Consider the following 23,374-nt stretch of genomic DNA (forward strand, 5'->3'; position numbering starts at 1 on the left):
GTCTATTATTTTGACCATCATTATTAAATAACGGGAGATTTTGCGATAGCTCAGGACAAGGAATTGCGGATCAATGGCGATATTACTGCGCCACAGATTCGGTTGGTTGGGGTGGATAACGAGCCGTTAGGCATCGTCAGTCTGAATGAGGCATTTGCCAAGGCGGAAGAAGTTGATACCGACCTGGTCGAGATTGCGCCGCAGGCTAGCCCGCCTGTATGCCGCTTGATGGACTACGGCAAATTCAAATATGCCGAGAGCAAGCGTCAGCATGAGGCGCGACTCAAGCAAAAGCAGGTGCAGGTCAAGGAAGTCAAGTTCCGGCCTGGCACAGACGAAGGCGATTACCAGGTGAAGTTGCGCAACCTGATCCGTTTCCTGCAGGAAGGTGACAAGGCCAAAGTGACCTTGCGCTTCCGTGGTCGTGAGATTACCCATCAGGAAATTGGCTTGGCCCTGTTGAAAAGGGTTGAGGCTGATTTGGTTGAACATGCAGTGGTGGAGCAGTTTCCCAAGATGGAAGGCCGCCAGATGGTGATGGTGTTGTCACCGCAGAAGAAAGCAAAACCTTGAGGCCTGGCTTCAAGGTTTGTGAGTAGTAGCAAGCAGTAAGGAAGTAGCGACGTGGCCTAAAGGCATGCCCGATTGCTCTTTTTTCAATATCCCTTTTAGGAGAACAAAATGCCAAAGATGAAGACCAAGAGCAGCGCCAAGAAGCGCTTCAAGTTCTTGGGAAATGGCAAGGTGAAGCGCACTCACTCTCACCTGCGTCATATCCTGACCAAGAAGACCACCAAGCAGAAGCGTAACCTGCGCGGCACGGCCATTATTTCCCCAACTGACGTCAAGCGCGTACGCGCCATGATGCCTACTCAGTAAGGAGGTAAGAGATGCCTAGAGTAAAACGTGGTGTTATTGCCCGTGCACGTCACAAGAAGGTTCTGAACGCTGCCAAGGGTTATCGTGGTCGTCGCAAGAACGTCTACCGCATTGCCAAACAGGCGGTGATGAAGGCTGGCCAGTATGCTTACCGTGATCGCCGTCAAAGAAAGCGTCAATTCCGCGCACTGTGGATTGCACGTATCAATGCCGGTGCCCGTGAGTATGGTTTGACTTATAGCCGTTTCATCAACGGCCTGAAGAAGTCTGCGGTTGAAGTTGACCGCAAGGTGCTGGCCGATCTGGCTGTGTTCGACAAGCAGGCGTTTGCCAAGTTTGCCGAACTTGCTAAATCCGGTCTCTCAGCTGCCTAAGCAACAGCAATAAGAAAAGGAGGCCTTGTGCCTCCTTTTTTTTCCGGGTTTTTCCACAAGCTGCCATTGTTGAGTGACTCATGGTTTCCGCGTTGAGTAAACTAAGGGTCAGTGGTTGTTTGTGAAAGCATCCGTGAGGGCAAAACCATAACATGCAAAATCTCGATCACATCATCAGCGAAGCACAGCAGGATTTCGCAGCCTGTGCCAGTATCGCCGACCTGGAGCAGGCCAAGGCGCGCTATCTTGGCAAAAGCGGCAGTTTGACAGAGGCATTGAAAGGCCTGGGCAAACTCTCTGCAGAAGAAAGGCCGGCAGCAGGGGCCGCTATCAATGTCGTTAAGCAACAGGTTGAGGCAGCACTCAGGCAAAGGCGGGATGCCATCCTGCAGGCAGAGCAGGATCGCCAGTTGGCAAGTGAAACGATTGATGTGACATTGCCTGCCCGCAGCGCTGGCGCAGGAGGATTGCACCCGGTGTCGCTGACCTTGAGGCGGGTGGAGGAGCTGTTCCGCTCCATCGGCTTCGAGGTAGCAGAAGGCCCTGAAATCGAGTCCGATTTCTACAACTTCACTGCGCTGAATATTCCGGAAGACCATCCTGCCCGTGCGATGCATGACACCTTCTATGTGGATGACAAGCATGTCCTGCGCACCCACACGTCACCTGTGCAGGTGCACTATATGCAGGACAAAGCGCCGCCGCTCAAGATCATTGCCCCTGGCCGCGTATACCGCGTCGATTCCGATGCCACGCATTCCCCCATGTTCCACCAGGTGGAAGGCTTGTGGGTGGATGAGCACATCAGTTTCGCCAACCTCAAGGGTGTGGTACAGGATTTCCTGCAGCGCTTTTTCGAGCGCGATGACCTTCAGGTGCGTTTCCGTCCGTCTTTTTTCCCGTTCACCGAGCCTTCGGCCGAGATGGACATGAGTTGGGGCGATGGTTGGCTGGAAATCGGTGGCTGCGGCATGGTGCATCCCGAGGTATTCCGCCATGTCGGCATCGATAGCGGGAAATACCGCGGCTTTGCCTTCGGCCTGGGCGTCGAGCGTTTGACCATGCTGCGTTACGGTGTCAATGACCTGCGCCTGTTCTTTGAAAACGACCTGCGCTTCCTCAAGCAGTTTGCCTAGCCCTTATTTTTTTGACAGATCAACACTATGCAATTTTCTGAACACTGGCTGCGCCAATATGTGAACCCTGCCCTGGATAGCCAGGGACTCAGCCATGCACTGACCATGGCTGGCCTGGAGGTGGAGGAACTGGAGCCGGTTGCGGCCGCCTTTACCAAGGTCGTAGTGGCCGAGATTATTAGTGCCGAAAAACATCCTGATGCCGACCGCCTCCAAGTCTGCAAGGTCGATGTCGGCAATGGCGAGCCGTTGCAGATTGTCTGTGGTGCGCCCAATGCCCGTGCCGGCCTGAAGGCCCCTTGTGCGCTGGTGGGCGCAGAATTGCCGGGCTTCAAGATCAAGCAGGCCAAGGTGCGTGGCGTCGAGTCGTTTGGCATGATGTGCTCTGCCAAGGAACTGGGTCTGGCTGAAGAAAGCGACGGCATACTCGAATTATCCGCAGATGCACAAGTTGGACAGGATATCCGTGCACTGTTTGATCTTGATGACAAGCTGTTTACGCTTAAACTGACGCCTAACCGCACTGACTGCCTGAGCATTGCCGGGATTGCACGGGATGTGACAGCGTTGACCGGAGCATCGCTGACATTGCCAGAAATTAATCCCGTGGCTGCTGTGCATACGCAGCAGCAGGGCGTGAAAGTGAGCGAGCCTGACGCATGCCCGCGCTATGCGGGGCGCCTGATACAGGGAGTCAATGCCACTGCGCCGACACCGGACTGGATGGTGCGTAGGCTGGAACGTAGCGGTATTCGCAGTATCAGCGCGATCGTGGATATCACCAATTATGTCCTGCTTGAGCAAGGCCAGCCTTTGCATGCCTTTGATGCGGATAAGCTCAAGGGTGACATCGAAGTGCGCTATGCACGCAGTGGTGAAGCATTGCTGTTGCTCAATGATGAAAATGTCACCCTTAGCAACGACATGCTGGTGATTGCCGATGATAGCAGCCCGCTGGCGCTGGCCGGCATCATGGGCGGAGATGGCAGTGCAGTTGGCGACGCTACCCGCAATATTTTCCTGGAGAGTGCATTTTTTGCCCCGGCCGTCATTGTTGGCAAGGCGCGGCGCCTGAATTTCTCCACCGACTCCTCTTACCGTTTTGAGCGCGGGGTTGATTTTGGCAATACGGTGCAGGCGCTTGAGCGGGCGAGCCAGTTGATCCTGGAGATTTGTGGTGGTCAAGCTGGTCCTGTCACCGAAGTGCTGCATGATTTGCCTGAGCGCAAACCAGTACGCTTGCGGCTGGATCGTTTAAATTCCGTGCTGGGCATTGTGTTGGATGCTGCCATTGTTGGCACGCTGCTTGAACGTCTGAATTTCAGTTTTACGTTGGTTGATGGCGGCTTTGAAGTGGTACCGCCGAGCTACCGTTTCGATATTGAGATCGAGGAAGACTTGATCGAGGAAGTTGCCCGCCTGCATGGCTATGACAATATCCCAGCCCTGGCACCGCATGATGATTTGCAGATGCTGCCCGCGGCAGAAGCTAGGCTGAGCCGTAACTGGTTGCGCGATACCTTGGCCGCCAGCGGCTATCAGGAAATCGTCAGCTATAGCTTTGTTGATGAAGCCTGGGAACGTGATTTTCTTGGTAATGCCAATCCCATTGCATTGAAGAACCCGATTGCAAGCAACTTGAGTGTCATGCGTAGCGGATTGTGGGCTGGGCTCATCGAAACCCTGACTTACAATCTCAACCGCAGGCAGGAACGCGTGCGCCTGTTTGAAATCGGTTCGGCCTATTTTGCCGAGGATGCGGCATATCGCGAGGTCGGACGCATTTCCGGTCTGGCTTATGGCGATGCCGAGCCAGAGCAATGGGCGCTTGCGGCGCGCGAAGTGGATTTCTTCGATGTGAAGGCTGCCGTGGATCGCTTGACCAATGGGCGGGCGCAATATGTCGCCGCGCAGCATGCCGCATTGCATCCGGGCCAGACGGCGCAGATCGTGCTGGATGGCCAGCCGGTCGGGTGGATCGGCAAGCTGCATCCCAAGTGGCAGCAGCATTATCAATTGCCTCGCAGTGCCGTCCTGTTTGAGCTGGATGTGGAGCCACTGCTGCAACGCGAGGTCGCCTCTTATGCGCAGGTGGCGAAGTTCCCGCCGGTGCGTCGCGACATTGCCGTGGTAGTGGATGAAATCACGCCTATCCAGTCCTTGCTGGATACTATGCGCTCCAGCAAAAATACACTGATAAGCGAGATTTCATTGTTCGATGTTTACCGGGGAAAAGGCATAGCCGAAGGGAAGAAAAGCCTTGCATTTCTTGTGCTTATGCAAGATACTCAAAAAACTTTGACCGATGCAGAAGCCGATGCAGTAATGGCCGAGTTGCTGGATTTGTTGGTCCGGCACCATGGTGCAGCATTAAGAAATTAAAAAAGTAGTAGGGAAGGGTTTTGCATGACATTAACAAAAGCTGATTTGGCTGATTTGCTGTTTGAACAGGTAGGGCTGAACAAGCGTGAAGCCAAAGACATGGTAGAAGCATTTTTCGAGGAAATCCGCACCGCCCTTGAAGCCGGTGATAGCGTCAAGCTGTCGGGTTTTGGCAATTTCGAGTTGCGTAAGAAATCAGAGCGTCCAGGCCGTAATCCCAAGACCGGTGAAGAAATCCCCATCACCGCCCGTCGTGTTGTGACTTTTCATGCCAGCCAGAAGCTCAAGAGCAAGGTAGAGGAGGCTTATGCCGGAGCCAACGCCTAAGATCCAGCTCCCGCCGATTCCGGCAAAGCGCTATTTCACCATTGGTGAAGTAAGCGAGTTGTGTGGCGTCAAGCCTCATGTGCTGCGTTACTGGGAGCAGGAATTTACCCAGTTGAAGCCGGTCAAGCGCAGGGGCAACCGTCGGTATTATCAACACCATGAAGTCCTGCTGATCAGGCGCATACGTGAATTATTGTATGAGCAGGGCTTTACCATCAGCGGTGCGCGTAACCGTCTTGATGAAAATGCTGGAAATGGCTTGAGCCATGAAGCTTCTGAAGGGGTAGCATCCAATGTTCAGGCGCCAAATGCTATTGCAGCAACCTCCCCTGGCGTTGATCTCACAGGGTTGCGTGCAGAACTGCGCGAAGTGTTGAATCTGCTGAGTCCACACTAATAAAATCCAGTTTCTACCTGTCGCAAATCTAGGATTTTCGCTATAATCCCTTTCTTGCTTTCAGTAACATCTGGAGCATAGGTTCGGGGCGTAGCGCAGCCTGGTAGCGTACTTGCATGGGGTGCAAGGGGTCGTGTGTTCGAATCACACCGTCCCGACCAGAATGAATCATCGAAGCCAGATACTTTTCAAGTGTCTGGCTTTTTTGTTGGCTAGTTTCCGCATCGCTTAACTGTCCGCTTGTTCCTCTGTATGAAGTCTGAAATTAGGAGCGGCGCCAAAGATACTCATGAGCAGGACAAAATTTATACTAGAGAGTATATTGGCGAAATATGTAGGGGCGGCTTTGCTTGTTTCTATATCTGAAGCTGATTGATCAGCACATTCGTCTAATAACTCTCGGAGGAGTGTAGTATGAGTATTGATAGTTTGAAGGGTCTAGGTATTAAGGTTCCGTACAAAAATAAATATGACAACTACATTGGCGGCAAGTGGGTTGCGCCGGTAGACGGCCAGTACTTCGACAATATCAGTCCGGTGACTGGCAAGGTGTTTTGCCAGGTGGCGCGTTCCAATGAAAAGGACATCAACCTGGCGCTGGATGCCGCGCATGCTGCCAAGGATGCCTGGGGCAAGGCTTCTGGCTCTGAGCGTGCCAATATCCTGCTCAAGATCGCAGATGCGATGGAAGCCAATCTTGAAACCATCGCGATTGCGGAAACCATCGATAACGGCAAGCCCATCCGTGAAACCTTGGCGGCTGATATTCCGCTGGCGATCGACCATTTCCGTTATTTTGCAGGCTGTATCCGTGCCCAGGAAGGTGGGATCAGCGAGATTGATCATACAACAGTGGCTTACCATTTCCATGAACCATTGGGCGTGGTGGGACAAATTATTCCCTGGAACTTCCCGATTCTGATGGCAGCCTGGAAGCTGGCGCCCGCACTGGCAGCAGGCAATTGCATAGTCATGAAGCCTGCCGAGCAGACGCCGGCATCGATCCTGGTGGTATTGGAAATCATCGGCCACTTGTTGCCTCCTGGCGTGCTCAACGTGGTGAACGGCCATGGGGTGGAGGCAGGTAAGGCATTGGCGACCAGTCCGCGCATCGCCAAGATCGCGTTTACCGGTTCGACTTCTGTCGGCCGCCTGATCATGCAATATGCCAGCCAGAACCTGATTCCCGTGACGCTGGAGCTGGGTGGCAAGTCGCCCAATATCTTCTTTGAAGATGTGATAGACAAGGATGATGCCTATTTCGACAAGGCGCTGGAAGGCTTTACGCTGTTTGCCTTGAACCAGGGGGAAGTCTGCACCTGCCCGAGCCGTGCCTTGATTCAGGAGTCCATCTACGAACGCTTCATTGAACGTGCCATTAAGCGTGTGAAGGCGATCAGGCAAGGCAGCCCGCTGGACAAGTCGACCATGATCGGTGCGCAGGCTTCCAGCGAGCAGGTCGAGATCATCATGTCCTACATCAAGCTTGGCCAGGAAGAAGGCGCGGAGCTGCTCACAGGCGGTAAGGCTACCAAGCTGAGTGGCGATTTGAGCGATGGCTATTACATCGAGCCTACGGTGTTCAAGGGCCATAACAAGATGCGTATCTTCCAGGAGGAAATCTTCGGGCCGGTCTTGTCCGTCACCACTTTCAAGGACGAGAAGGAAGCGCTGGAAATCGCCAACGATACCATGTACGGCCTCGGCGCCGGTTTATGGACCCGCGACGGCAGCCGTGCCTACCGCGTTGGCCGCGGTATCCAGGCCGGGCGTGTCTGGACCAACTGCTACCACCTGTATCCTGCTCATGCGGCATTTGGCGGCTACAAGCAGTCCGGTATCGGCCGCGAGAACCATCGCATGATGCTGGACCATTACCAGCAGACCAAGAACCTGCTTGTGAGCTATAGTCCTGATGCATTAGGCTTCTTCTAAACTTTAATGTCGTGTAGCTAGTCCAACGCCTGGGTTTGTGAGTTCAAACCTGGGCGTTATTATTTTGTGGCATGCCAAATTGCCAAGATATCAGGAGGACTTATGAGTGCGAGCCGGATTACCGCTACTCCGTCTGCCGCAGTCTTGATTGATGAGCTGCGGGCCAGGCATGGCAATCTCATGTTTCACCAGTCAGGCGGATGCTGTGAGGGCAGCGCGCCCATGTGCCTGCAGGAGGGCGAATTTCTGCTCGGCACGTCGGATGTCAAAGTGGGCGAAGTGCACGGCGTGCCGTTCTATATGAACAAGACCCAGTTCGAATATTGGCAGCATACCCATTTGACCCTTGATGCCATTCCCGGACATGGCGGCATGTTCTCGCTGGAGCAGGCTACCGGCAAGCATTTCCTCATTCGTTCGCGTTTGTTTACGGATGAAGAACTTGCGGACCTGGAGCCTGTGGAGCAATGCGGGTGATCAAAATAGGTAATGAGTGTCGGCATTGCTCATGATCCAATAGTAAGTCAAGAAAAACGCCGCTAAGCATGATTCCGTAGCGGCGTTTTTACCTTAACTGAACGAATATTTCACGTGAATGTGGCTCCAAAAGTTGGGTGGGGCTTTTTCTTTAATTTCGGTATTGGTCAGAAATCGACCTGTGCCGACAAGCGGAATACGCGCGGCGCGCCCGGGATCAGGTAGCCGCCGAACGCGCTGGATGCGTCGCCCCAATAGAATTTGTTGAACACGTTGTCCACGCCGGCGCGGAATGTGGTGGCCGTATTGCCGAGCTTGGCGGTGTAGCGTGCGCCCAGGTTCAGCACGTGGTAGCCCTCCAATTTCCTGTTCAATGCTGCGATCTCATTGCTTGGCGCGAAGACCTTGCTGGATGAGTGAAGCCAGGTCGCATTCAGCTTGAGCGCTGGCAGGCCCGGCATTGCATATTCGGTATACACCGCAGACTTGAATCTCGGCACGTTGCCAACTTGCTTGCCCTCGATGCGCGCATCGTCCGTGCCTTCAGCCTTGGCTTGCAACGCGGTGAAGCTGCCGCCCAGCATCCAGTCGCGCGTGACGCGCCCTTGTGCAGCGAATTCCAGGCCACGGTTGACTTGCGTGCCGTTGATGACATAGGTCGGCGTGGCATCCACATATTCATGGTTACGTTTGATCTGGAATACGGCGGCAGACAGGCTGACATCGCGCGTCACGTCCGCTTTCACACCGAGTTCGACCTGCCTCGACCTGCTGGGATCCATGATGATTTCGGCGTTAGTGGTGCCGGTCGGCGCTGTGCCGCCTGGTTCAAGGCCTTGCGAATATGAGCCGTAAACCGCCAGTGACGGCTGAAGGTTGTAGAGCAGGGCGACGCTCGGCAAGACAAAATCGTCATCCGTGCGGCGCGTTGTCTCGCCGGAAGCATTGAACTGGTCGCGCTTGAGCTGCACATAGCGCACGCCGGCATGCAGCTTGAGCTGGTCAGTCAAGGCCATGACATCCTGCACAAATACCGCGCGTTCCTCATCCTTGCGGCGCAAGCGGACCGGATTGACATCGGCGAGTGCAAAATTGTCGTAGTAGACCGGGTTATAGATATTGCTTTCGCCAACATAGTTGAATACGTAGTCGGCAAAGCGATCGCGACGGTTCAGCGTGGATACGCCAGTGGTCAGGTCATGGCGCACGCTGCCTGTCGTGAAATTTCCCTGCAGCAGCGCCTGGGTTGTCGTGATCGAGCGCTTGTCGTTTTTGCGGCGCAAGTCGTACATCGAATAGCCGCCGTCGCTGCAATAGCCGACGATCAGCCCCTGGGTCTGGCAGCCGGAAGGCAGGGTCACCGCATCATCACGATGCAAGGTCGATTGGTTGGCTTGCAGGATGGTGCGCCAGTTGTCATTTAATGTGTAATCGAATTTCAGGCCGATGTTGTGGCTGTCATCGACGACAGGGCGGCTCCAGGACTGGTCGTTGAGCATCTGCTTGGCGCGGATGCCGGTCGGGATGCGCTGCTCAGGCCCGAGCAGCTGGAAACCCGGCACGGTCAGTTGCGATTTGTGCTGGTAGTCGAGGTCGAGCTGCAACAGCGCGCGCTGGCTCAGGCGGAAGTCAAACGCGCCCGAAATGAAGTTGCGGTTGCCTGTCGAGCTATCGACATACGACTTGATGTCTTCCGCCGCGGCGTTTATGCGATAACCGAAGACGCCGTCCTCAGAGCGGCCGCCCAGGTCTACCGCACCGTACACCGTGCCGCGTTCACGCACCTCGAACGTCGCCGAACGCAGCGGGGCATCGGTAGGGCGCTTGGTCACGTAGTTGAGCATGCCGCCCGACGCGGCAATCCCTGCCTGCAGGCCGGCCAGGCCTTTCAGTATCTCGATGCGCTCCTTGTTCTCCATCGGCACCATGGCCTGCGCAAGAATCACCATGCCATCCTTTCGATAGTTGGCGCCCTGGTCGAGCACGAAGCCCCGAATCGCGAACCAGTCCGCCAGGCCTACCGCATTGTAGGAGTTCTGCACGCTGGCATCCCACTTCACGGCATCAGTCGCGGAACGCACGCTGCGGTCCTGCATCTGCTCCTGCGTGATCACGTTGATCGAGGCTGGCGTCTCCAGCAGCGATGCTTCGGGAAAGCTGCCGATGCTGGCGCGGCGTGCCATGCTCGCATTCGTGGTGGAGCTGACAACGACCTCTGGCAATTGGGCATCAGCAGTATCGGCGGTCTGGGCCAGCGCAGCAGGCGCATATGCGCAGGCGACAGCCAGCATGCTGAGTTGTTGACGGAAAGTAAAAGCAGGCATTGTTTGTTCACTCGCGTTAGGGACAAGCACGCGCAGGAGCAAACAAAGAGCCCACCTCGGGGAAATGAATCGACCTTGAGTGGCTTTGCGCTTTCCTACGCTGGCATTATCCAGGTCAGGTTCAAGGGTATGTCTCACCCGAAGATCGGCTCTTCAGGACCCCTAGCGTGGGTCGTATACTAACAAAGAATGTGCAGAAAATGCCAATTTTCCGTCGCGAACAGGGTTAGATATTGCGTATGGCAGATAATCGGCTATCTGCTCAAGTGAAATTCATCATGCACAAGACCCAGTTTGAATACTGGGAGCATGCCTATCCAACATTGGATGCCATTCCAAGACATGACGGCATGTTTTCGCTGAAGCAGGCGAGACAGGGCGGTGTTTCCTCATCCGTTCCAGATTATCCACGGATCAGGAGTTGGAGTCGGTGAAAGCAATGTGGCTGATACGGAAGAGCGTTCAATGATGGCGATTCTGGGGAATATCAGGCCATAGCAGATGTAAGTGCGGCAATACATTGTCTTCGCCGATTTGGGCTGTAAGGCCAGACTTGCGCAGTTTTTCCAGGATATTGGGCCTGGCCTCGACAATCACCAGGCGGATCTGGTGCTGCCTGCAGGTATCCCATAGATTCCACAATGCTTGTATGCCCGTAGCATCTATAATGGGGACGCGTGCCATCCGCAGGATGATGGTGTCAGTATCGTTGCGTATGGTTTGCAGGCGGTGTTGCAGATGCTCCGCAGCTCCAAAGAAAAACGGCCCCTCCAGGCGATACACTAGTGTGCTCGCAGGCAGGCCCCATGGGCGTTGGCCATATTCCTCTGCCAAATCCTGCTCGTTCAATTGTGTGACATTCACCGTATCGGCCATGCGTTTCATGAAAAGCAGCGTTGCCAGCATGACGCCAATATTCACTGCAATCACCAGGTCGCTGAACACGGTTAGCAAAAAAGTGATCAGCAGCACGGCCACATCCGCACGCGGCGCAGTCCTGACCATATGCAGGAAGCGATGGGCTTCGCTCATGTTGTATGCAACGACAAACAGAATCGCCGCGAGCGCGGCCAGCGGGATATTCGCGGCCAGCGGCGCCAGGAATACGACGATCAACACCAGGGTAATCGCATGCACGATACCTGAGAGCGGACTGTTGGCGCCATTGCGGATGTTGGTTGCGGTGCGGGCCAATGCGCCCGTGGCTGCAAAGCCGCCGAATAACGGGGAGGCGATGTTGGCAATGCCTTGGCCGATCAGCTCCTGGTTTGATTGATGATGAGTACCGGCCATGTTGTCGGCCACGACCGCGGACAGCAGCGATTCAATGGCACCCAGCAGGGCGATGGTAAACGCCGGCCCGATCAACTCGATCATGGTGGCGGTGCTGATGCCCTCTGGTAGCGCAAAATGGGGGAGTGCCTGCGGAATTCCGCCGAATGCACTGCCAATCGTCGCCACCTCTTTAAAGCTGAATATGGACTGGGCGATGGTCGCGATCACGATGGCAACCAAGGGACCCGGGATTTTTTTCAGGTATTTATTTGAAAGTATCAATACAGCCAGGGTAAATGCAGCAAGCAACGTGGTTTCTAGCTGTAGTTGTGGCAGGGCTGCGACCAGATGCAGCAGTTTTTCGTGGAAGTGGTGCGAAGCTTGCGGCGCGAGCCCGAAGAAATCCTGCCATTGCCCGACAAAGATGATGACGGCGATACCGCTGGTGAAGCCGATGATGACGGGTTCGGGAATGTAACGGATGACGCTGCCCATGCGGGTAAGCCCCATGACCAGCAGCATGGCACCTGCCATCAGGGTGGCGATCTGCAAGCCAGCAAACCCATACTTGGCGGTGATGCCCGAGAGAATGACGATAAATGCGCCTGTCGGACCGGTGATCTGCAAGCGACTGCCGCCAAACAGCGAGGCCAGTGTCCCGGCGACGATCGCGGTGTACAAACCTTGTTCGGGCTTGGCGCCCGAAGCAATCGCGAACGCCATTGCCAGCGGCAGTGCGACTACGCCGACAATCAACCCCGACATGATGTTGCGGGCCCAGTATTTGCGGGAAAGCAAACCAGCGCGCTGGGCTTCGAGGATGGCGATCATGATCTAATGGGCTGCAATGTAAATGGTATGTAGGCAATATGCATATCATAGGCCTTTTTATACTGCCCGCAAGAAGGTCAGGAGGCTTACAATGATTCGATGAAAGCCAGCAACGCCCGGCGATCTTCTGGCGTCATCTGTCGTACCATTTCCCTGGATTCTTCGGCTTCTCCGCCATGCCATAGTATGGCTTCCAGCAGGGTTCTTGCACGTCCGTCATGCAGGAAGCCGATTTTTTCCTCTACCTGTTTGGCCAGGCCTATACCCCACAATGGAGAGGTGCGCCATTCGCTGCCGCTGGCCTCGAAATCCGCACGGTTGTCGGCGAGGTCCGGACCCATATCATGCAGCAACAGATCGGTATAGGGTGAGATGGTCTGGTTGCTGAGGGCAGACAACCTTAAAAATTCACCGGTCTTGATTTCGGGCTGGTGACAGGCGGCACATTGCGCCTGGCGGAATACCAAGGCCCCTTGTCGTACCAGCGGATGGTGCTGACGGCGTGGGACAGGCACGGCGAGTGCAAGCTGGTAGAACTCCATTTGCTGTAACTGGGCTGTGCTGATTTCAGGGTTGCCGGAAACAGGCGCTGCCTGACAGGCGGTTTGCTTCGCTGCGCAATTCCCATGAGGAAACAGGCTGGAGTTGAGGCCCATGTCGCCTGCCAATGCACTGGCAGTCTGCTCGCGCAATGTTGCAACGTTGGCTTTCCAGCCAAAGCGGCCGATCACATGCTGCTTTTGTTCCACGCCCCATACCATATTGACGCGCCCCTTGATCTTGCCGGGTTTTGGCTGATTCTGTAGTGCCAGCAATGTGCTGTCAGGGATGGCTTCCAGCAGGCCCATGCCATAAATGGCAGGCGCAATGCGGGCAGAGGTTTGCAAGTCATCTGGCAACGGCCCGTAAGCGAGTTGGCTTAATTTCAGGCTGGGCTTGCGCAGCCTGACCATTTCTCCACCGTTCAGTAGCACCTCGGTTTCTTCATATTCAATATGGGCGCGGCCCTCTGCGATAACGCCGGGGGCACCAAATTCCTGCAATTGATCGCCATAATGTGGATGCGGCAAAGGGGAGCCGGTGGCGGATTGCCCCGGCAGACTCAGGCGTACCAGCATGGCGCGCATGGATTCCGCCGGCCCATCGGGCGCAAAGCCGCGCCCGTTCTTGGCATGGCAGGCAATGCATGAATTGCGGTTGTATAAAGGCCCTAGTCCAGCAGTGTCACGATCCAGCGCCGGGGAAATGATCCAGCTTTGTCGCACCAGGCTTCTGCCTTGCACGAAATGCTGCCTTTGTTCCGCAGTGAGCGGGGTGACAGCCTGGGTGTAGGCCTCGCGGCTGGTATTGGTAGTGAGCACCTGGGCAGGCTCACTTTCACTGGCATTGATAGGCAGGCTGGCGAGTATGCAAAGAACCAGTGGCGGAAAACGGCGCATGGAGGTTAAGAGCCTATTCAAAGTCATTTCATGGGGACAACCCGAAGGGCATGGCCCCAAAACGCGCCCGCTCTGCGTTGCAGTCCTTGGCAAGGCAATGGGCATTACCTGCAGACTGCGCCTTAATCGGACGCGTTTTGAAGTCATGCGTACTCCATGAAATGACTTTGAACAGGCTCTATGGCTGTGATGCGATGCGTGCAGCCTCTTCATAGCGCTGTTGCATGATCTGCTGCCAACTCTCTATATCAGTAGCGGTTGGTGCTTGTGAGTGTTTAGCATCTGTTTCATTAGCCGGCAGGGTGTGCAGTAGTGTGGTTGCCTGTATCACTTGCGGCGCATCAGGCCCCAATCGGCTGCCGGCTGCCTGGATTTGCCGTACTGCATTCTGCAGGGCATTGAGGTTGAGCGTGATGACGGCATCAAACAAGGCGTTGGTTGTATCCTGCCGCGCTAGGCCGCGCCGGGAGTCATACACAAAAGCGGGATTGTTCTCAAAAGGGTTGAAGTAGGCAGGCGGCTTGTCGGCATATACGGCTGGCCTGACCGGTAGCTTGCGGATATCAGGATGAAACAGCAGGCGTTGCCCCTGGTCAGATAGTACAAAAGTACTGAAGGCCTGCGCTCCCTCAGGGTTGGCAGCATTTTTCATAATGCCAAGATGGGCAGGAGAGTAGCCCGTGACTGCAGGGTAAACAAACTGCAAAGGTGCGCCATTGGCAATTGCGGATGCAGTAAAGAAGTCGATGGTCAGCCCTGCAAACAGACGGCCGTTGGCAACATCATCGCTGACAAAAGTAGCGCCAGAGGTCACCAGTTCTGCATTGGCCGCAATTTGCTGTAGCAAGTTCCAGCCAGTCTGCCATCCATGGCCCTGGAGCAGAATATCGATTAATGGCGGCGCATATCCCACTTTCGAGGGCACAGGCAGTGCTACCTTGCCTTGCAGCGCAGGGCTGGCCAGGTCTTCCCAGCTTTTGGGGACGGGCAGGCCGGCATTGGCAAGCGCCTGCGGATTCACCACGATGCCATAGCCGGCAATTTCAGTGGCGATATGGTTGCCTTCACGCAATGCAAAGCCATTCACAGCTGCGGGCAAGCCTGCGAGATCCAGCTTTAGTGGCTGGAATGCCTGCATTTTCTCAAGCTGTGCGAAGTTGCGTTGTGCCGGTGTCCAGTACACATCGACAGGATGTGATGAGTCCTTGAAATAAGCCATGGCATCGCGCGACTGGCGCCAGAGCACTTCCAGCTTGTATTGCGGGTATTGCTGCTCAAACGCTGCCTCGAACTGCGAGACAACCTCTTGCGGGTAACTGGTCATGACAATGACCTTGCCGGGATCGGAGAATGCTGCTTGGCTGAAAATAATCAGCCAGGCAAGCAGAAGACGGGTTGGCCAGCTCAATGCTGCCTTGATAGTAAGAGAGCGGGCCATGGGTTTCCTATCTATAAAACCAAACTAGAACTTGCGAGTGACATTGACGAACAGGTTGCGGCCTTGCAGGAAGAAGCCTTCCATGTAGGCGTAGTTTTTGTCGAGCAGGTTGTTGACGCCCATGTTAGCAGTCCAGTCCTGGTTGATGAGGTAGGAGCCTTTGAGGTTGACTAATGCGAAGCCATCGCTGCTAGACCAATATGGGTTATTGCCTGAACCTCCACCAGTACGGCGTCTTGAGAATGCTGTGCCATCACTCGCTTCGATGTTGCCACTGATAGCAAGTTGGCTGTTGGCTTGCCAGCGGCCATAGGCAAATAGCTTATTGCGTGGAACGCCGAGCAGGTCAAACTCTTTATTTTTATTGTCACGGTCAATATAGCTATATGTGATGCCAAGTTCTAGTACATCATTTGCATAATAGGTTGCGCCTAGTTCAACACCGCTGCTAATGACTTTGCCCACGTTTTGCTGTTGAAAGCAATTTGCTCCGGGATTTACGATTTGATTGGCGCAGCCAGTCAAGCCAGCAACTTGTTGAATCATATCCTTGGTGTTGTAGTAAAAGACCGCACCTTGCAAACGCAGTTGCGGAACGACAAAACCAGATGCACCAATTTCATAATTGGTTGAGGTTTCATTTTTCAGGTTGGGGTTTTGTAGTCCAGTGCCATCGATGCCAGTGGACAGGCGGTCTTTCAACGTGGCGAAGCGGCTCTTGCGGGCGATGGTGACATGAACTTCACTATCTTCGGTGGGACGATAAAACAAACCTGCCTGCGGATTCCATGCCTGAGCTCTGCCATGATCGAACTGGAAAGGTTGTCCAGAACTGGTAAAGGCTGAAGCATCTACATTCTTGCGCTTGTCATAACTGACGCCTGTAACCAAGGATAGTTTCTCAGTAAACGCATGGGTGTCCTCAATGCCGATCGAGACTGTACGATCTTCGGCGCGCTCTTTAGGTTCACCGACCGCATTTGAGCGATGCACATCATATTTAATATGCGCTGAGGCTTTTAATGTATTGTTGTCGCTCAGTTTCGTGCCGAATTCAGTACTTCCACCGTAGGTGTGATCGCTGTAATGGCTGGGGAAGCCCACTGCATATTGTGTATAGGTGGCATCAGTCCCGAAGTTTTCCAGCCTGTTTTTGAATTTATCGTAAAACGCCCGTACCTTGATGTAGCTGTCTTGTCCGAGTTTTGTGTTGGAAATGAAATACAGGCTTTCCTTATCCCACCGCGGCCATTGCCAACGATTCACCGGTTGGTCTGTGCTGCCAGCATAAGGGGGGGAACCCTTGCTGGCTTGCTGGTTGATATAGTTGATCGAATATTCGTCCCCTTCCCGTGGGGTGATACCAAACTTCAGGTTGATCTTGCCATCGCGGCTGTATGAGTTGTCGCGTACGCCACCATCTTCAAACCGGTTGGGGGTGAAGTCGCTGGATAATCGGTAGCGATTGATGTCAATGAGGGATGCATTTGCTTGCCAATACCATGTGCCATGGTTGCCGCCAAAGCTGGCATCTGTTGTGTAGCCATTGTGTTGAAAATCGCGGTCAGTCTTAAGGCCAGCGGTAACACTGCCTTCAAATTCATTGACCGGTTTTCTGCTGACTAAGTTGATTGCGCCGCCCAAGGTATTTGCACCAAAGAGTACCGAACTGAAGCCTTTTGAAACTTGGATTTTGGATAGGTCATAAGTTGTGAATCGCCCCAAGTCTACATAGCCGTCATAGCTTACATAGACCGGAATGCCATCTATAAATATAGGTACCTGTCTCAGGTTAAAGCCACGGATTTGTACCATTTGTTCATTACGCTGGGCACCTTGGCCATTTTGCTGAGCGCCAGTCAGGCTGACGCCTGGGAGTAAATTGAGGGCTGAGTCTAGTGTTTCTCGGTTGAATAGGCGCATGTCATCTTGTGTGATGGTGTCACTTGCGAATCTTGTGGTTTCTTCCTTGAAGGTGGTGACCTTGATTTCACCCAGCGTAAACGGCGCAACTTCGGCCTGGGCAGTGCTGGCTGCAAGCACAGCAATAACTGCGAGTGTCAGCGGTTTGTAGTGATTTGACATTATTCTCCCCGATACTTAAGTAATTGAAACAAAGGCAGGATTAGATAATATTTCATTATATTTGTAAATATATAACGTAAGTTTTCGGCGATCAACGTATCAATCTTTCAAGAATTCATATTTGGATGGGGAGTTTGTTGTCTTGAATTAATGGCTTGATCTGGTAGGCTTTCCTGATATTTTCAATGGGTGTTGCCGTGTCGCCATTATCTGAAATCCGCAAGTATCTTGAGTCTGCCGCACAGAGTTCGCTGGATGATATTTATGCGATTGATCCACAGTCATGGGAGCTGGTCGGGGTTCTGGTTGATGGTGCCGAGGCATCGGTTGCTGAGCACCCCCTGGAGGATTTGTTGCAGGCGTTGAGGGAGCAGCCGGTTCGGACGTTATTGGATGCCGTGCCGTTAGAACAGCCCATGGTGGATATCAGCCACGAGCTGCATGATATCAATCGTTATTTCGGTGAGTTCCGGCTATTGTTGCTGGGGCGCGGCAGGGGCCGGGTATTGTTGGTCATGCGGGATAGCCGGGCGTTCAGCCGGCATATCCTGCATGTACTGAATGAGGGGGCCAATTTGAGTGCCTTGATTTCAAATGCCCCTGGCGTGGTGTACCAGGCCCATATGAGCCGTGATGGCGTGATAGGGTTTCTTTATCTGAGTGATGCCTGCAAGCCATTGCTGGGTGAGGATGCTGAGGTGTTGATTGCCAATCCCGACATTTTTCTTTCCTTGATTGACGAAGAAGACCGCGGGGCTTATGAAAAGAATGTCAGTCAGTCTGCCCATAATTTGAGTGTGTTGAACTGGACCGGTCGTTTCTGGATGCAGGCATGGCAGGATACCAAGTGGATCAACCTGCGTGCCAGCCCGCGCAAGATGCCTGACGGTACTGTGGTGTGGGAGGGCATCATGACGAATATCACGCAAAGCCGGCGTGAACAGCAGGCCATACGTCAATCCCATGAAAAGCTGGCACGGCTTTCTGCCCAGATGGCACAGATCAAGGAAAAAGAGCGTTTGAGAATTGCCCAGGAAGTTCATGATGACTTGGGGGGCAACCTGACGGCAATCCGCCTGGGCTTGTCGTCAATTATCAAGCGTCTGGAGCCTGAGCAGGCAGCCCTGCTTGCCAAGGTAAGACAGCTGGAAGCGATTGTGGATGATACGTTTGAGGCAACGCACCGGATTGCGAGCGATCTGCGGCCTAATGTACTGGAGCTGGGGATCGTGGCGGCGCTGGAATGGCAGGCTGCCCAGTTTGTCGAGAAAATCGGGATTCCGTGTGATTTTGTCTGCAATCAGCCGGAGTTGACGGTTTCTACTGATCATGCGATTACCTTGTTTCGTATCTGCCAGGAGGCGATGTCCAACATTGCCAAGTATGCGCAGGCCAGCCATGTGGAAGTGACGCTGGAAGCGTCAACTGATGATATCGTGATGCAGGTCATTGATGATGGTGTGGGTATTGCGCCAGTGGACAGGCTAAAGGCCAATGCATTTGGTATCAGCGGCATGGCGGAACGCGCCGTAGCTCTTGCTGGACAATGCAAGGTGCAAGCATGCGGGCAAGGGGGTACAATAGTTACTGTTACTTTACCGGTGCAGCCTGTCAATATTGCAGTTGCAGAATAAATAACAACAATCACTTTTAAGCATTGCATTTCCCATGCCATCAACGCCCACTATTAAAGTCATTATTGCTGACGATCACGCGATCTTGCGTGAGGGATTGAAGCAGATTCTTGCCGAAACCGAGGATATTGAGGTGATTGCCGATGCCAAGAATGCGGCTGAAGCCATCAAGCTTGCTGGTACCAAGGGGTTGGATGTATTGGTCCTGGATATTTCCCTGCCTGATCGTAGCGGTATAGAGGCATGCAATATCATTAAGAAAGAACGTTCACGGGTGTCAGTGCTGATGCTTTCCATGCACCGGGAAGACGCGTATGCAATTCGTGCCTTGCGTGCCGGCGCATCGGGTTATTTAAGCAAGCAGAGCGCTTCTGACCAACTGGTGACTGCAATACGCACAGTTGCCAAGGGCAAGAAGTACATCAGCGAAGAGGTGGCATTGGCACTTGCTGACCAAGTGGACGGCGGCCTGGAAAAACCGATACATGATTCTCTCTCCAACCGTGAATTTCAAACCCTGACCATGATTGCGTCTGGACAGTCTGTGGGCGAAATTGCCGACAATCTATCGCTCTCCGTCAAAACCGTGAGCATGTATCGTGCCCGCCTGCTGGAAAAACTCAACCTGCGTCATAACTCCGATCTCACGCATTACGCGATCAAGAATAACCTGATCGATTAATTTCAAGCGCAGATCTGGCGCTTTTTCTCCCGCTTTTTATCCTGATTGCATTCTATTCCTTGAGGGTAAGATATCTCTGCGTCTCATGCATGCGCTTTTTTTTCATATTCTCAATGCGCCGTCAGATGCCTGAAAACTTTAGGGTTAAAAATAAAAAAATTTTATTTTTAACTATATATAACTGATTTATTTGATTTTTTAGTTGGTTTTTGTTTGCATGGAGGGCAGGGCTCTAAAGATTTTTTTAATCAATCCGACATCAGGGGCATGGCATTGCGATCAGATGCTGTTCGAGAGAAAAACAAGTGTAGTCAAGCACCTAAATTTTCTCCAGAAGCTACCGATAACAGTCTTAACAGTGATGTGATTCAAGGCTGTGAAGCGATACCAAAAGCAACGAAATGTTGTTTTTGAAATTAACTAAATCGAAGGAGAACCAAACATGGCTGCAATTATCAACACCAACCTGGCTTCGCTGAATGCGCAACGTAACCTGACGACTTCACAATCCAGTTTGAACACATCCCTGCAACGTCTTTCTTCCGGCCTGCGCGTCAACAGTGCCAAGGACGACGCTGCCGGCCTTTCCATCGCTACCCGTATGGATGCGCAGATCCGCGGCCAAACCGTGGCAATCCGTAACGCCAACGATGCTATTTCCCTGGCGCAAACTGCCGAAGGTGCACTAGGCAAGATCACTGATGCCTTGCAACGTATGCGTGAGCTGGCTGTGCAGTCTGCCAATGCGACCAATGAAACTGGTGACCGTGACAATCTGCAAGCTGAATTCGAGCAGTTGCAGGAGGAAATCACCCGCCTGACTGACGGTACCAAGTTCAATAATAAGGCGTTGTTTGATGGTACTGCTGGCTCGTTGACTTTCCAGGTGGGCGCCGGTACGACTAGCCAAGATACGATTACGGTAACCGGGATTAATTTGTCCACTGGCGATGTGGCGACTGCGGCTGCCAGCGGTATTTCAATCGATGGCGCTGACAATACCAACGCTACAGCAGCAATTGATGCAATTGATGACGCATTGGATACCGTTAATACCGAACGTGCAACTTTGGGTGCCGTACAGAACCGCTTTGAATCGGTGGTCAGCAGTTTGCAGGTTTCGGTTGAGAACCAGTCTGCTGCCAAGTCGCGGATTCTAGATGCTGACTTTGCGGCAGAAACAGCCAACCTGACGCGTGCGCAGATATTGCAACAAGCAGGTACTGCAATGCTGGCGCAGGCCAACTCGGTGCCTAACAGTGTGCTGACCTTGCTGCAAGGGTAATTAGGCCGCCTAGGTATTAACCCCCGCAGTTCCGCATAAGCGGCTGCGGGTTTTGCTTGAGGAAATCAAAATGGCTATTGCGAATATAGAGGCATATAGCCAGGCAGGCAGCCTGGCAACTACTGTACGTAATACTGTGTCTGTTGCGTCATTGCCAGGTGCCAAGCTAGAGACACAACAACAGGTGGCAGAAGCAAGCAAAGGAAATGTGGAGGCTGCAGTCAAGCAGATCAACGAATTTATTGCGCCTATCATGCAATCCATCCAGTTTTCCACTGATAATGACTCTGGCCGGATAGTCGTCAAGGTAGTGGATTCGGAAACACAAAAAGTATTGCGGCAAATTCCCAGTGAAGAAGCATTGGCAATTTCCAAGGCGCTGGATAGCCTGCAGGGATTGATCATCAGGCAGACAGCCTAAACTGTCTATTAAAAGGGTTATAAGGAAGCGAGGCATCGTTATGGCAAGTACCAGCGGAATTTCTGCCAGCACCAATTTTGATATTGATGCAATTGTCAGCAGTTTGATGACGGTTGAGCAAAAACCCCTTACATTGCTGAGTCAGCAGAAGACCTCTTACCAGTCCAAGATATCTGCCTATGCTACCTTGCAAAGCTCACTGTCCAGTTTCCAAACTGCACTGGCGAATCTTTCTTCCAGTAGTAAATTCAAGGCCCAGGCTGCCACTTCCAGTGACAGTTCGGTTTTTACCGCGACATCCGATGGCAATGCTACCGTTGGCAACTATGCTATCAAGGTAGGGCAACTTGCACAGTCGCACAAGGTGGCAACCTCCAGTTTCTCCAGCACCAGTGCTGCAGTCGGTACCGGCACCATTACCATTGCCCTGGGCACATATAACGATGGGGACAACACATTTACGCCTAATCCTGACAAAACTGCGACCAGCATCACCATCACCGCAGCCAATAATAGCCTGGCAGGGATTCGTGATGCCATCAATGCCGGCGATATGGGCGTAACAGCGGCGATTGTCAATGACGGGCAAAACGGAGGCGGGCGCTTGGTATTGACCTCCAAGGAATCGGGTGAGGCAAACAGCATCAAGGTCACGGTTTCAGACGGCGATGGTGATGACGCGGATGGTAGCGGCTTGTCCAGCCTGACTTATGATCCGACAGCCGCCACAGGCGCGGGCAAAAACCTGGTTGAGTTGCAAGAAGCACGTAATGCCAAGCTGAATATAGATGGGATTGATGTTGAAAGCGCCAGCAATGTCGTGACCGGGGTGTTGAGCGGCATTACGCTTAACCTGTTCAAGGCAAGCCCTGACACCAGTGTATCCCTTGAAGTGACCAGGGATGTCAATGCCATCAAGACGGCAGTCAACTCGTTTGTGACTGCTTTTAATGCGGTGAATACCACATTGCGCAATCTCACCAAGTTTGATGACAGCACTACGACAGCCGCTGATAGAAAAAATGGCGCATTGCTTGGGGATGCCACTGCAAGATCCATCTCTTCACAGATAAAGATGGCATTAACCAAGTCAGTGGGCGGTACCGACGCTTTCAGCACACTAAGCCAGATCGGCGTCTCTTTGCAGCGGGATGGTTCTCTCGCCCTGGATTCGACCAAACTTGAAAAAGCGATTGAAACCAATCTGGACGATGTGGCCAAGCTCTTTGCCGCGGTGGGAACTGCTTCCGATGCTGAAACGCGCTTTGTCACCCAAGGTTCCAAGACGCAATCCGGTACTTATGCAATCAATATCACCCAGGCGGCAACACGAGGAACATTGACCGGAAGCGCTGGTCCAGACCTGGATATTGTTGCTGGGGTGAATGATACGCTTAGTATCAAGATTGGTAGTGCAAGCTACAACCTGACACTCTCTGCTGGCATTTATGCTTCTGTCGAGGATTTGGCCCAGGAACTGCGTACTCAGCTTGGTAACGCCAAGTCATCAGCAGAAGTGGCTGTAGAAGATGGAATGCTGAAGATCATTTCGGCAAACTACGGCAGTAACTCAGTGCTTGAAGTAGCAGGCGGTACGGCTGCGAGCAGCCTGTTCGGCAGCAACCCGCTTGCCGTTGCAGGGCTTGATGTTGCCGGTACGATCAATGGTGCCGAGGCGACCGGTAACGGCCAGGTGCTGACAAGCACAGCCAGCGGCAATCCGGCAGAAGGCCTTGTTGTATCCATTGGCGGGTCGGCCATCGGGGATCGTGGCAGTGTTTCATTAAGTGTGGGATATGCCGCGCAGTTAAACAACCTGGTCAAGGGATTTGTCAGTGATACCGGTCTCCTTGCTTCCAGGACAGATGGTTTGCAGGATTCGATCAAGCGTGTCACCCAGCAGGAGGATGCGTTACAGATCAGGCTGACAGCGATAGAGGCACGTTATCGCTCCCAGTTTGTGGCATTGGATGTGTTGATGACCCAAATGCAGTCGACACAGTCCTACCTGACACAACAGCTTGCAGCGCTTAGCTCTCTCAATAATAGGTAA

The 23,374-nt window shown here is 53.3% G+C and carries 20 protein-coding genes, 1 tRNA gene and 1 riboswitch; of the genes, 16 read left to right on the forward strand and 5 right to left on the reverse strand.

What is annotated here, in order from left to right:
- Positions 1-63: 63 nt before the first annotated feature.
- The 10 genes from infC to LG198_RS00665 all read left to right on the forward strand — a co-directional run bounded on the left by infC (position 64) and on the right by LG198_RS00665 (position 7,907).
- Complete coding sequence (gene infC, locus LG198_RS00620; RefSeq protein WP_230341243.1) at positions 64-573, forward strand: translation initiation factor IF-3; 510 nt, start codon at positions 64-66, stop codon at positions 571-573.
- A gap of 108 nt (positions 574-681) precedes the next feature.
- Positions 682-879 (forward strand): 50S ribosomal protein L35, encoded by a 198-nt coding sequence (gene rpmI, locus LG198_RS00625; RefSeq protein ID WP_025872951.1) that lies wholly within the window; start codon positions 682-684, stop codon positions 877-879.
- Positions 880-890: 11 nt separating this feature from the next.
- The gene (rplT, locus tag LG198_RS00630) at positions 891-1,253 is read left to right on the forward strand and encodes a 50S ribosomal protein L20 (RefSeq protein ID WP_230341244.1); all 363 of its coding nucleotides are present in this window, start codon (positions 891-893) and stop codon (positions 1,251-1,253) included.
- A gap of 152 nt (positions 1,254-1,405) precedes the next feature.
- Entirely contained in the window at positions 1,406-2,389 is a 984-nt protein-coding gene (gene pheS, locus LG198_RS00635; RefSeq protein ID WP_230341245.1) for a phenylalanine--tRNA ligase subunit alpha, read from the forward strand.
- Between the two features lie 27 nt (positions 2,390-2,416).
- Entirely contained in the window at positions 2,417-4,771 is a 2,355-nt protein-coding gene (pheT, locus tag LG198_RS00640) for a phenylalanine--tRNA ligase subunit beta (RefSeq protein WP_230341246.1), read from the forward strand.
- 24 nt (positions 4,772-4,795) lie between these two features.
- Positions 4,796-5,098: an integration host factor subunit alpha gene (locus LG198_RS00645; protein WP_230341247.1), complete on the forward strand. Its 303-nt coding sequence runs from the start codon at positions 4,796-4,798 to the stop codon at positions 5,096-5,098.
- A complete protein-coding gene (locus LG198_RS00650) occupies positions 5,079-5,495 on the forward strand; it encodes a MerR family transcriptional regulator (protein WP_230341248.1) in 417 nt (138 codons plus the stop codon). The genes LG198_RS00645 and LG198_RS00650 overlap by 20 nt, the downstream gene beginning before the upstream one ends.
- 84 nt (positions 5,496-5,579) lie before the next feature.
- Positions 5,580-5,656, forward strand: a tRNA-Pro gene (locus tag LG198_RS00655).
- A gap of 253 nt (positions 5,657-5,909) precedes the next feature.
- Positions 5,910-7,430 carry an aldehyde dehydrogenase gene (adh, locus tag LG198_RS00660; protein WP_230341249.1) on the forward strand — a complete coding sequence of 507 codons (1,521 nt, stop codon included), beginning with the start codon at positions 5,910-5,912 and terminating at the stop codon, positions 7,428-7,430.
- Between the two features lie 102 nt (positions 7,431-7,532).
- Positions 7,533-7,907 carry a DUF779 domain-containing protein gene (locus tag LG198_RS00665; RefSeq protein ID WP_230341250.1) on the forward strand — a complete coding sequence of 125 codons (375 nt, stop codon included), beginning with the start codon at positions 7,533-7,535 and terminating at the stop codon, positions 7,905-7,907.
- Positions 7,908-8,074: 167 nt separating this feature from the next.
- Here the strand turns inward: LG198_RS00665 and LG198_RS00670 are convergent, their stop codons facing one another.
- The gene (locus LG198_RS00670) at positions 8,075-10,231 is read right to left on the reverse strand and encodes a TonB-dependent siderophore receptor (protein ID WP_230341251.1); all 2,157 of its coding nucleotides are present in this window, start codon (positions 10,229-10,231) and stop codon (positions 8,075-8,077) included.
- Between the two features lie 75 nt (positions 10,232-10,306).
- Positions 10,307-10,405, reverse strand: a riboswitch (TPP riboswitch).
- A 65-nt stretch (positions 10,406-10,470) separates the two neighbouring features.
- Here LG198_RS00670 and LG198_RS00675 point away from each other — a divergent pair.
- Complete coding sequence (locus LG198_RS00675) at positions 10,471-10,665, forward strand: DUF779 domain-containing protein (RefSeq protein WP_230341252.1); 195 nt, start codon at positions 10,471-10,473, stop codon at positions 10,663-10,665.
- A gap of 28 nt (positions 10,666-10,693) precedes the next feature.
- On the opposite strand, the gene LG198_RS00680 is transcribed toward LG198_RS00675, so the two are convergent.
- From LG198_RS00680 to LG198_RS00695, 4 genes are all read right to left on the reverse strand, one after another.
- The gene (locus LG198_RS00680) at positions 10,694-12,337 is read right to left on the reverse strand and encodes a SulP family inorganic anion transporter (RefSeq protein WP_230341253.1); all 1,644 of its coding nucleotides are present in this window, start codon (positions 12,335-12,337) and stop codon (positions 10,694-10,696) included.
- Between the two features lie 86 nt (positions 12,338-12,423).
- Entirely contained in the window at positions 12,424-13,797 is a 1,374-nt protein-coding gene (locus LG198_RS00685) for a di-heme oxidoreductase family protein (protein ID WP_230341254.1), read from the reverse strand.
- A 157-nt stretch (positions 13,798-13,954) separates the two neighbouring features.
- Entirely contained in the window at positions 13,955-15,214 is a 1,260-nt protein-coding gene (locus LG198_RS00690) for an ABC transporter substrate-binding protein (protein WP_230341255.1), read from the reverse strand.
- A gap of 24 nt (positions 15,215-15,238) precedes the next feature.
- Positions 15,239-17,299: a TonB-dependent receptor plug domain-containing protein gene (locus LG198_RS00695; RefSeq protein WP_230341256.1), complete on the reverse strand. Its 2,061-nt coding sequence runs from the start codon at positions 17,297-17,299 to the stop codon at positions 15,239-15,241.
- A 197-nt stretch (positions 17,300-17,496) separates the two neighbouring features.
- Between LG198_RS00695 and LG198_RS00700 the strand changes: the two genes are divergently transcribed.
- The 5 genes from LG198_RS00700 (at position 17,497) to fliD (ending at position 23,374) form a co-directional block, all read left to right on the forward strand.
- Positions 17,497-18,933 carry a sensor histidine kinase gene (locus LG198_RS00700; RefSeq protein WP_230341257.1) on the forward strand — a complete coding sequence of 479 codons (1,437 nt, stop codon included), beginning with the start codon at positions 17,497-17,499 and terminating at the stop codon, positions 18,931-18,933.
- A 34-nt stretch (positions 18,934-18,967) separates the two neighbouring features.
- Entirely contained in the window at positions 18,968-19,615 is a 648-nt protein-coding gene (locus LG198_RS00705; protein WP_230341258.1) for a response regulator, read from the forward strand.
- A gap of 442 nt (positions 19,616-20,057) precedes the next feature.
- Complete coding sequence (locus LG198_RS00710) at positions 20,058-20,900, forward strand: flagellin domain-containing protein (protein WP_230341259.1); 843 nt, start codon at positions 20,058-20,060, stop codon at positions 20,898-20,900.
- 70 nt (positions 20,901-20,970) lie between these two features.
- On the forward strand, positions 20,971-21,321 hold the full coding sequence (locus LG198_RS00715) for a flagellar protein FlaG (protein ID WP_230341260.1): 351 nt from the start codon (positions 20,971-20,973) through the stop codon (positions 21,319-21,321).
- A 40-nt stretch (positions 21,322-21,361) separates the two neighbouring features.
- Positions 21,362-23,374: a flagellar filament capping protein FliD gene (gene fliD / locus LG198_RS00720; protein WP_230341261.1), complete on the forward strand. Its 2,013-nt coding sequence runs from the start codon at positions 21,362-21,364 to the stop codon at positions 23,372-23,374.

The organism is Methylobacillus arboreus (assembly GCF_020532725.1).
Classification (GTDB): domain Bacteria; phylum Pseudomonadota; class Gammaproteobacteria; order Burkholderiales; family Methylophilaceae; genus Methylobacillus; species Methylobacillus arboreus.

Bases quoted from the DNA above. Each gene is read 5' to 3' on its own strand.
- rpmI (WP_025872951.1), top strand. From the start codon at position 682: ATGCCAAAGATGAAGACCAAGAGCAGCGCCAAGAAGCGCTTCAAGTTC.
- rplT (WP_230341244.1), top strand. From the start codon at position 891: ATGCCTAGAGTAAAACGTGGTGTTATTGCCCGTGCACGTCACAAGAAG.
- pheS (WP_230341245.1), top strand. From the start codon at position 1,406: ATGCAAAATCTCGATCACATCATCAGCGAAGCACAGCAGGATTTCGCA.
- pheT (WP_230341246.1), top strand. From the start codon at position 2,417: ATGCAATTTTCTGAACACTGGCTGCGCCAATATGTGAACCCTGCCCTG.
- LG198_RS00645 (WP_230341247.1), top strand. From the start codon at position 4,796: ATGACATTAACAAAAGCTGATTTGGCTGATTTGCTGTTTGAACAGGTA.
- LG198_RS00650 (WP_230341248.1), top strand. From the start codon at position 5,079: ATGCCGGAGCCAACGCCTAAGATCCAGCTCCCGCCGATTCCGGCAAAG.
- adh (WP_230341249.1), top strand. From the start codon at position 5,910: ATGAGTATTGATAGTTTGAAGGGTCTAGGTATTAAGGTTCCGTACAAA.
- LG198_RS00665 (WP_230341250.1), top strand. From the start codon at position 7,533: ATGAGTGCGAGCCGGATTACCGCTACTCCGTCTGCCGCAGTCTTGATT.
- LG198_RS00670 (WP_230341251.1), bottom strand. From the start codon at position 10,231: ATGCCTGCTTTTACTTTCCGTCAACAACTCAGCATGCTGGCTGTCGCC.
- LG198_RS00675 (WP_230341252.1), top strand. From the start codon at position 10,471: ATGGCAGATAATCGGCTATCTGCTCAAGTGAAATTCATCATGCACAAG.
- LG198_RS00680 (WP_230341253.1), bottom strand. From the start codon at position 12,337: ATGATCGCCATCCTCGAAGCCCAGCGCGCTGGTTTGCTTTCCCGCAAA.
- LG198_RS00690 (WP_230341255.1), bottom strand. From the start codon at position 15,214: ATGGCCCGCTCTCTTACTATCAAGGCAGCATTGAGCTGGCCAACCCGT.
- LG198_RS00695 (WP_230341256.1), bottom strand. From the start codon at position 17,299: ATGTCAAATCACTACAAACCGCTGACACTCGCAGTTATTGCTGTGCTT.
- LG198_RS00705 (WP_230341258.1), top strand. From the start codon at position 18,968: ATGCCATCAACGCCCACTATTAAAGTCATTATTGCTGACGATCACGCG.
- LG198_RS00710 (WP_230341259.1), top strand. From the start codon at position 20,058: ATGGCTGCAATTATCAACACCAACCTGGCTTCGCTGAATGCGCAACGT.
- LG198_RS00715 (WP_230341260.1), top strand. From the start codon at position 20,971: ATGGCTATTGCGAATATAGAGGCATATAGCCAGGCAGGCAGCCTGGCA.
- fliD (WP_230341261.1), top strand. From the start codon at position 21,362: ATGGCAAGTACCAGCGGAATTTCTGCCAGCACCAATTTTGATATTGAT.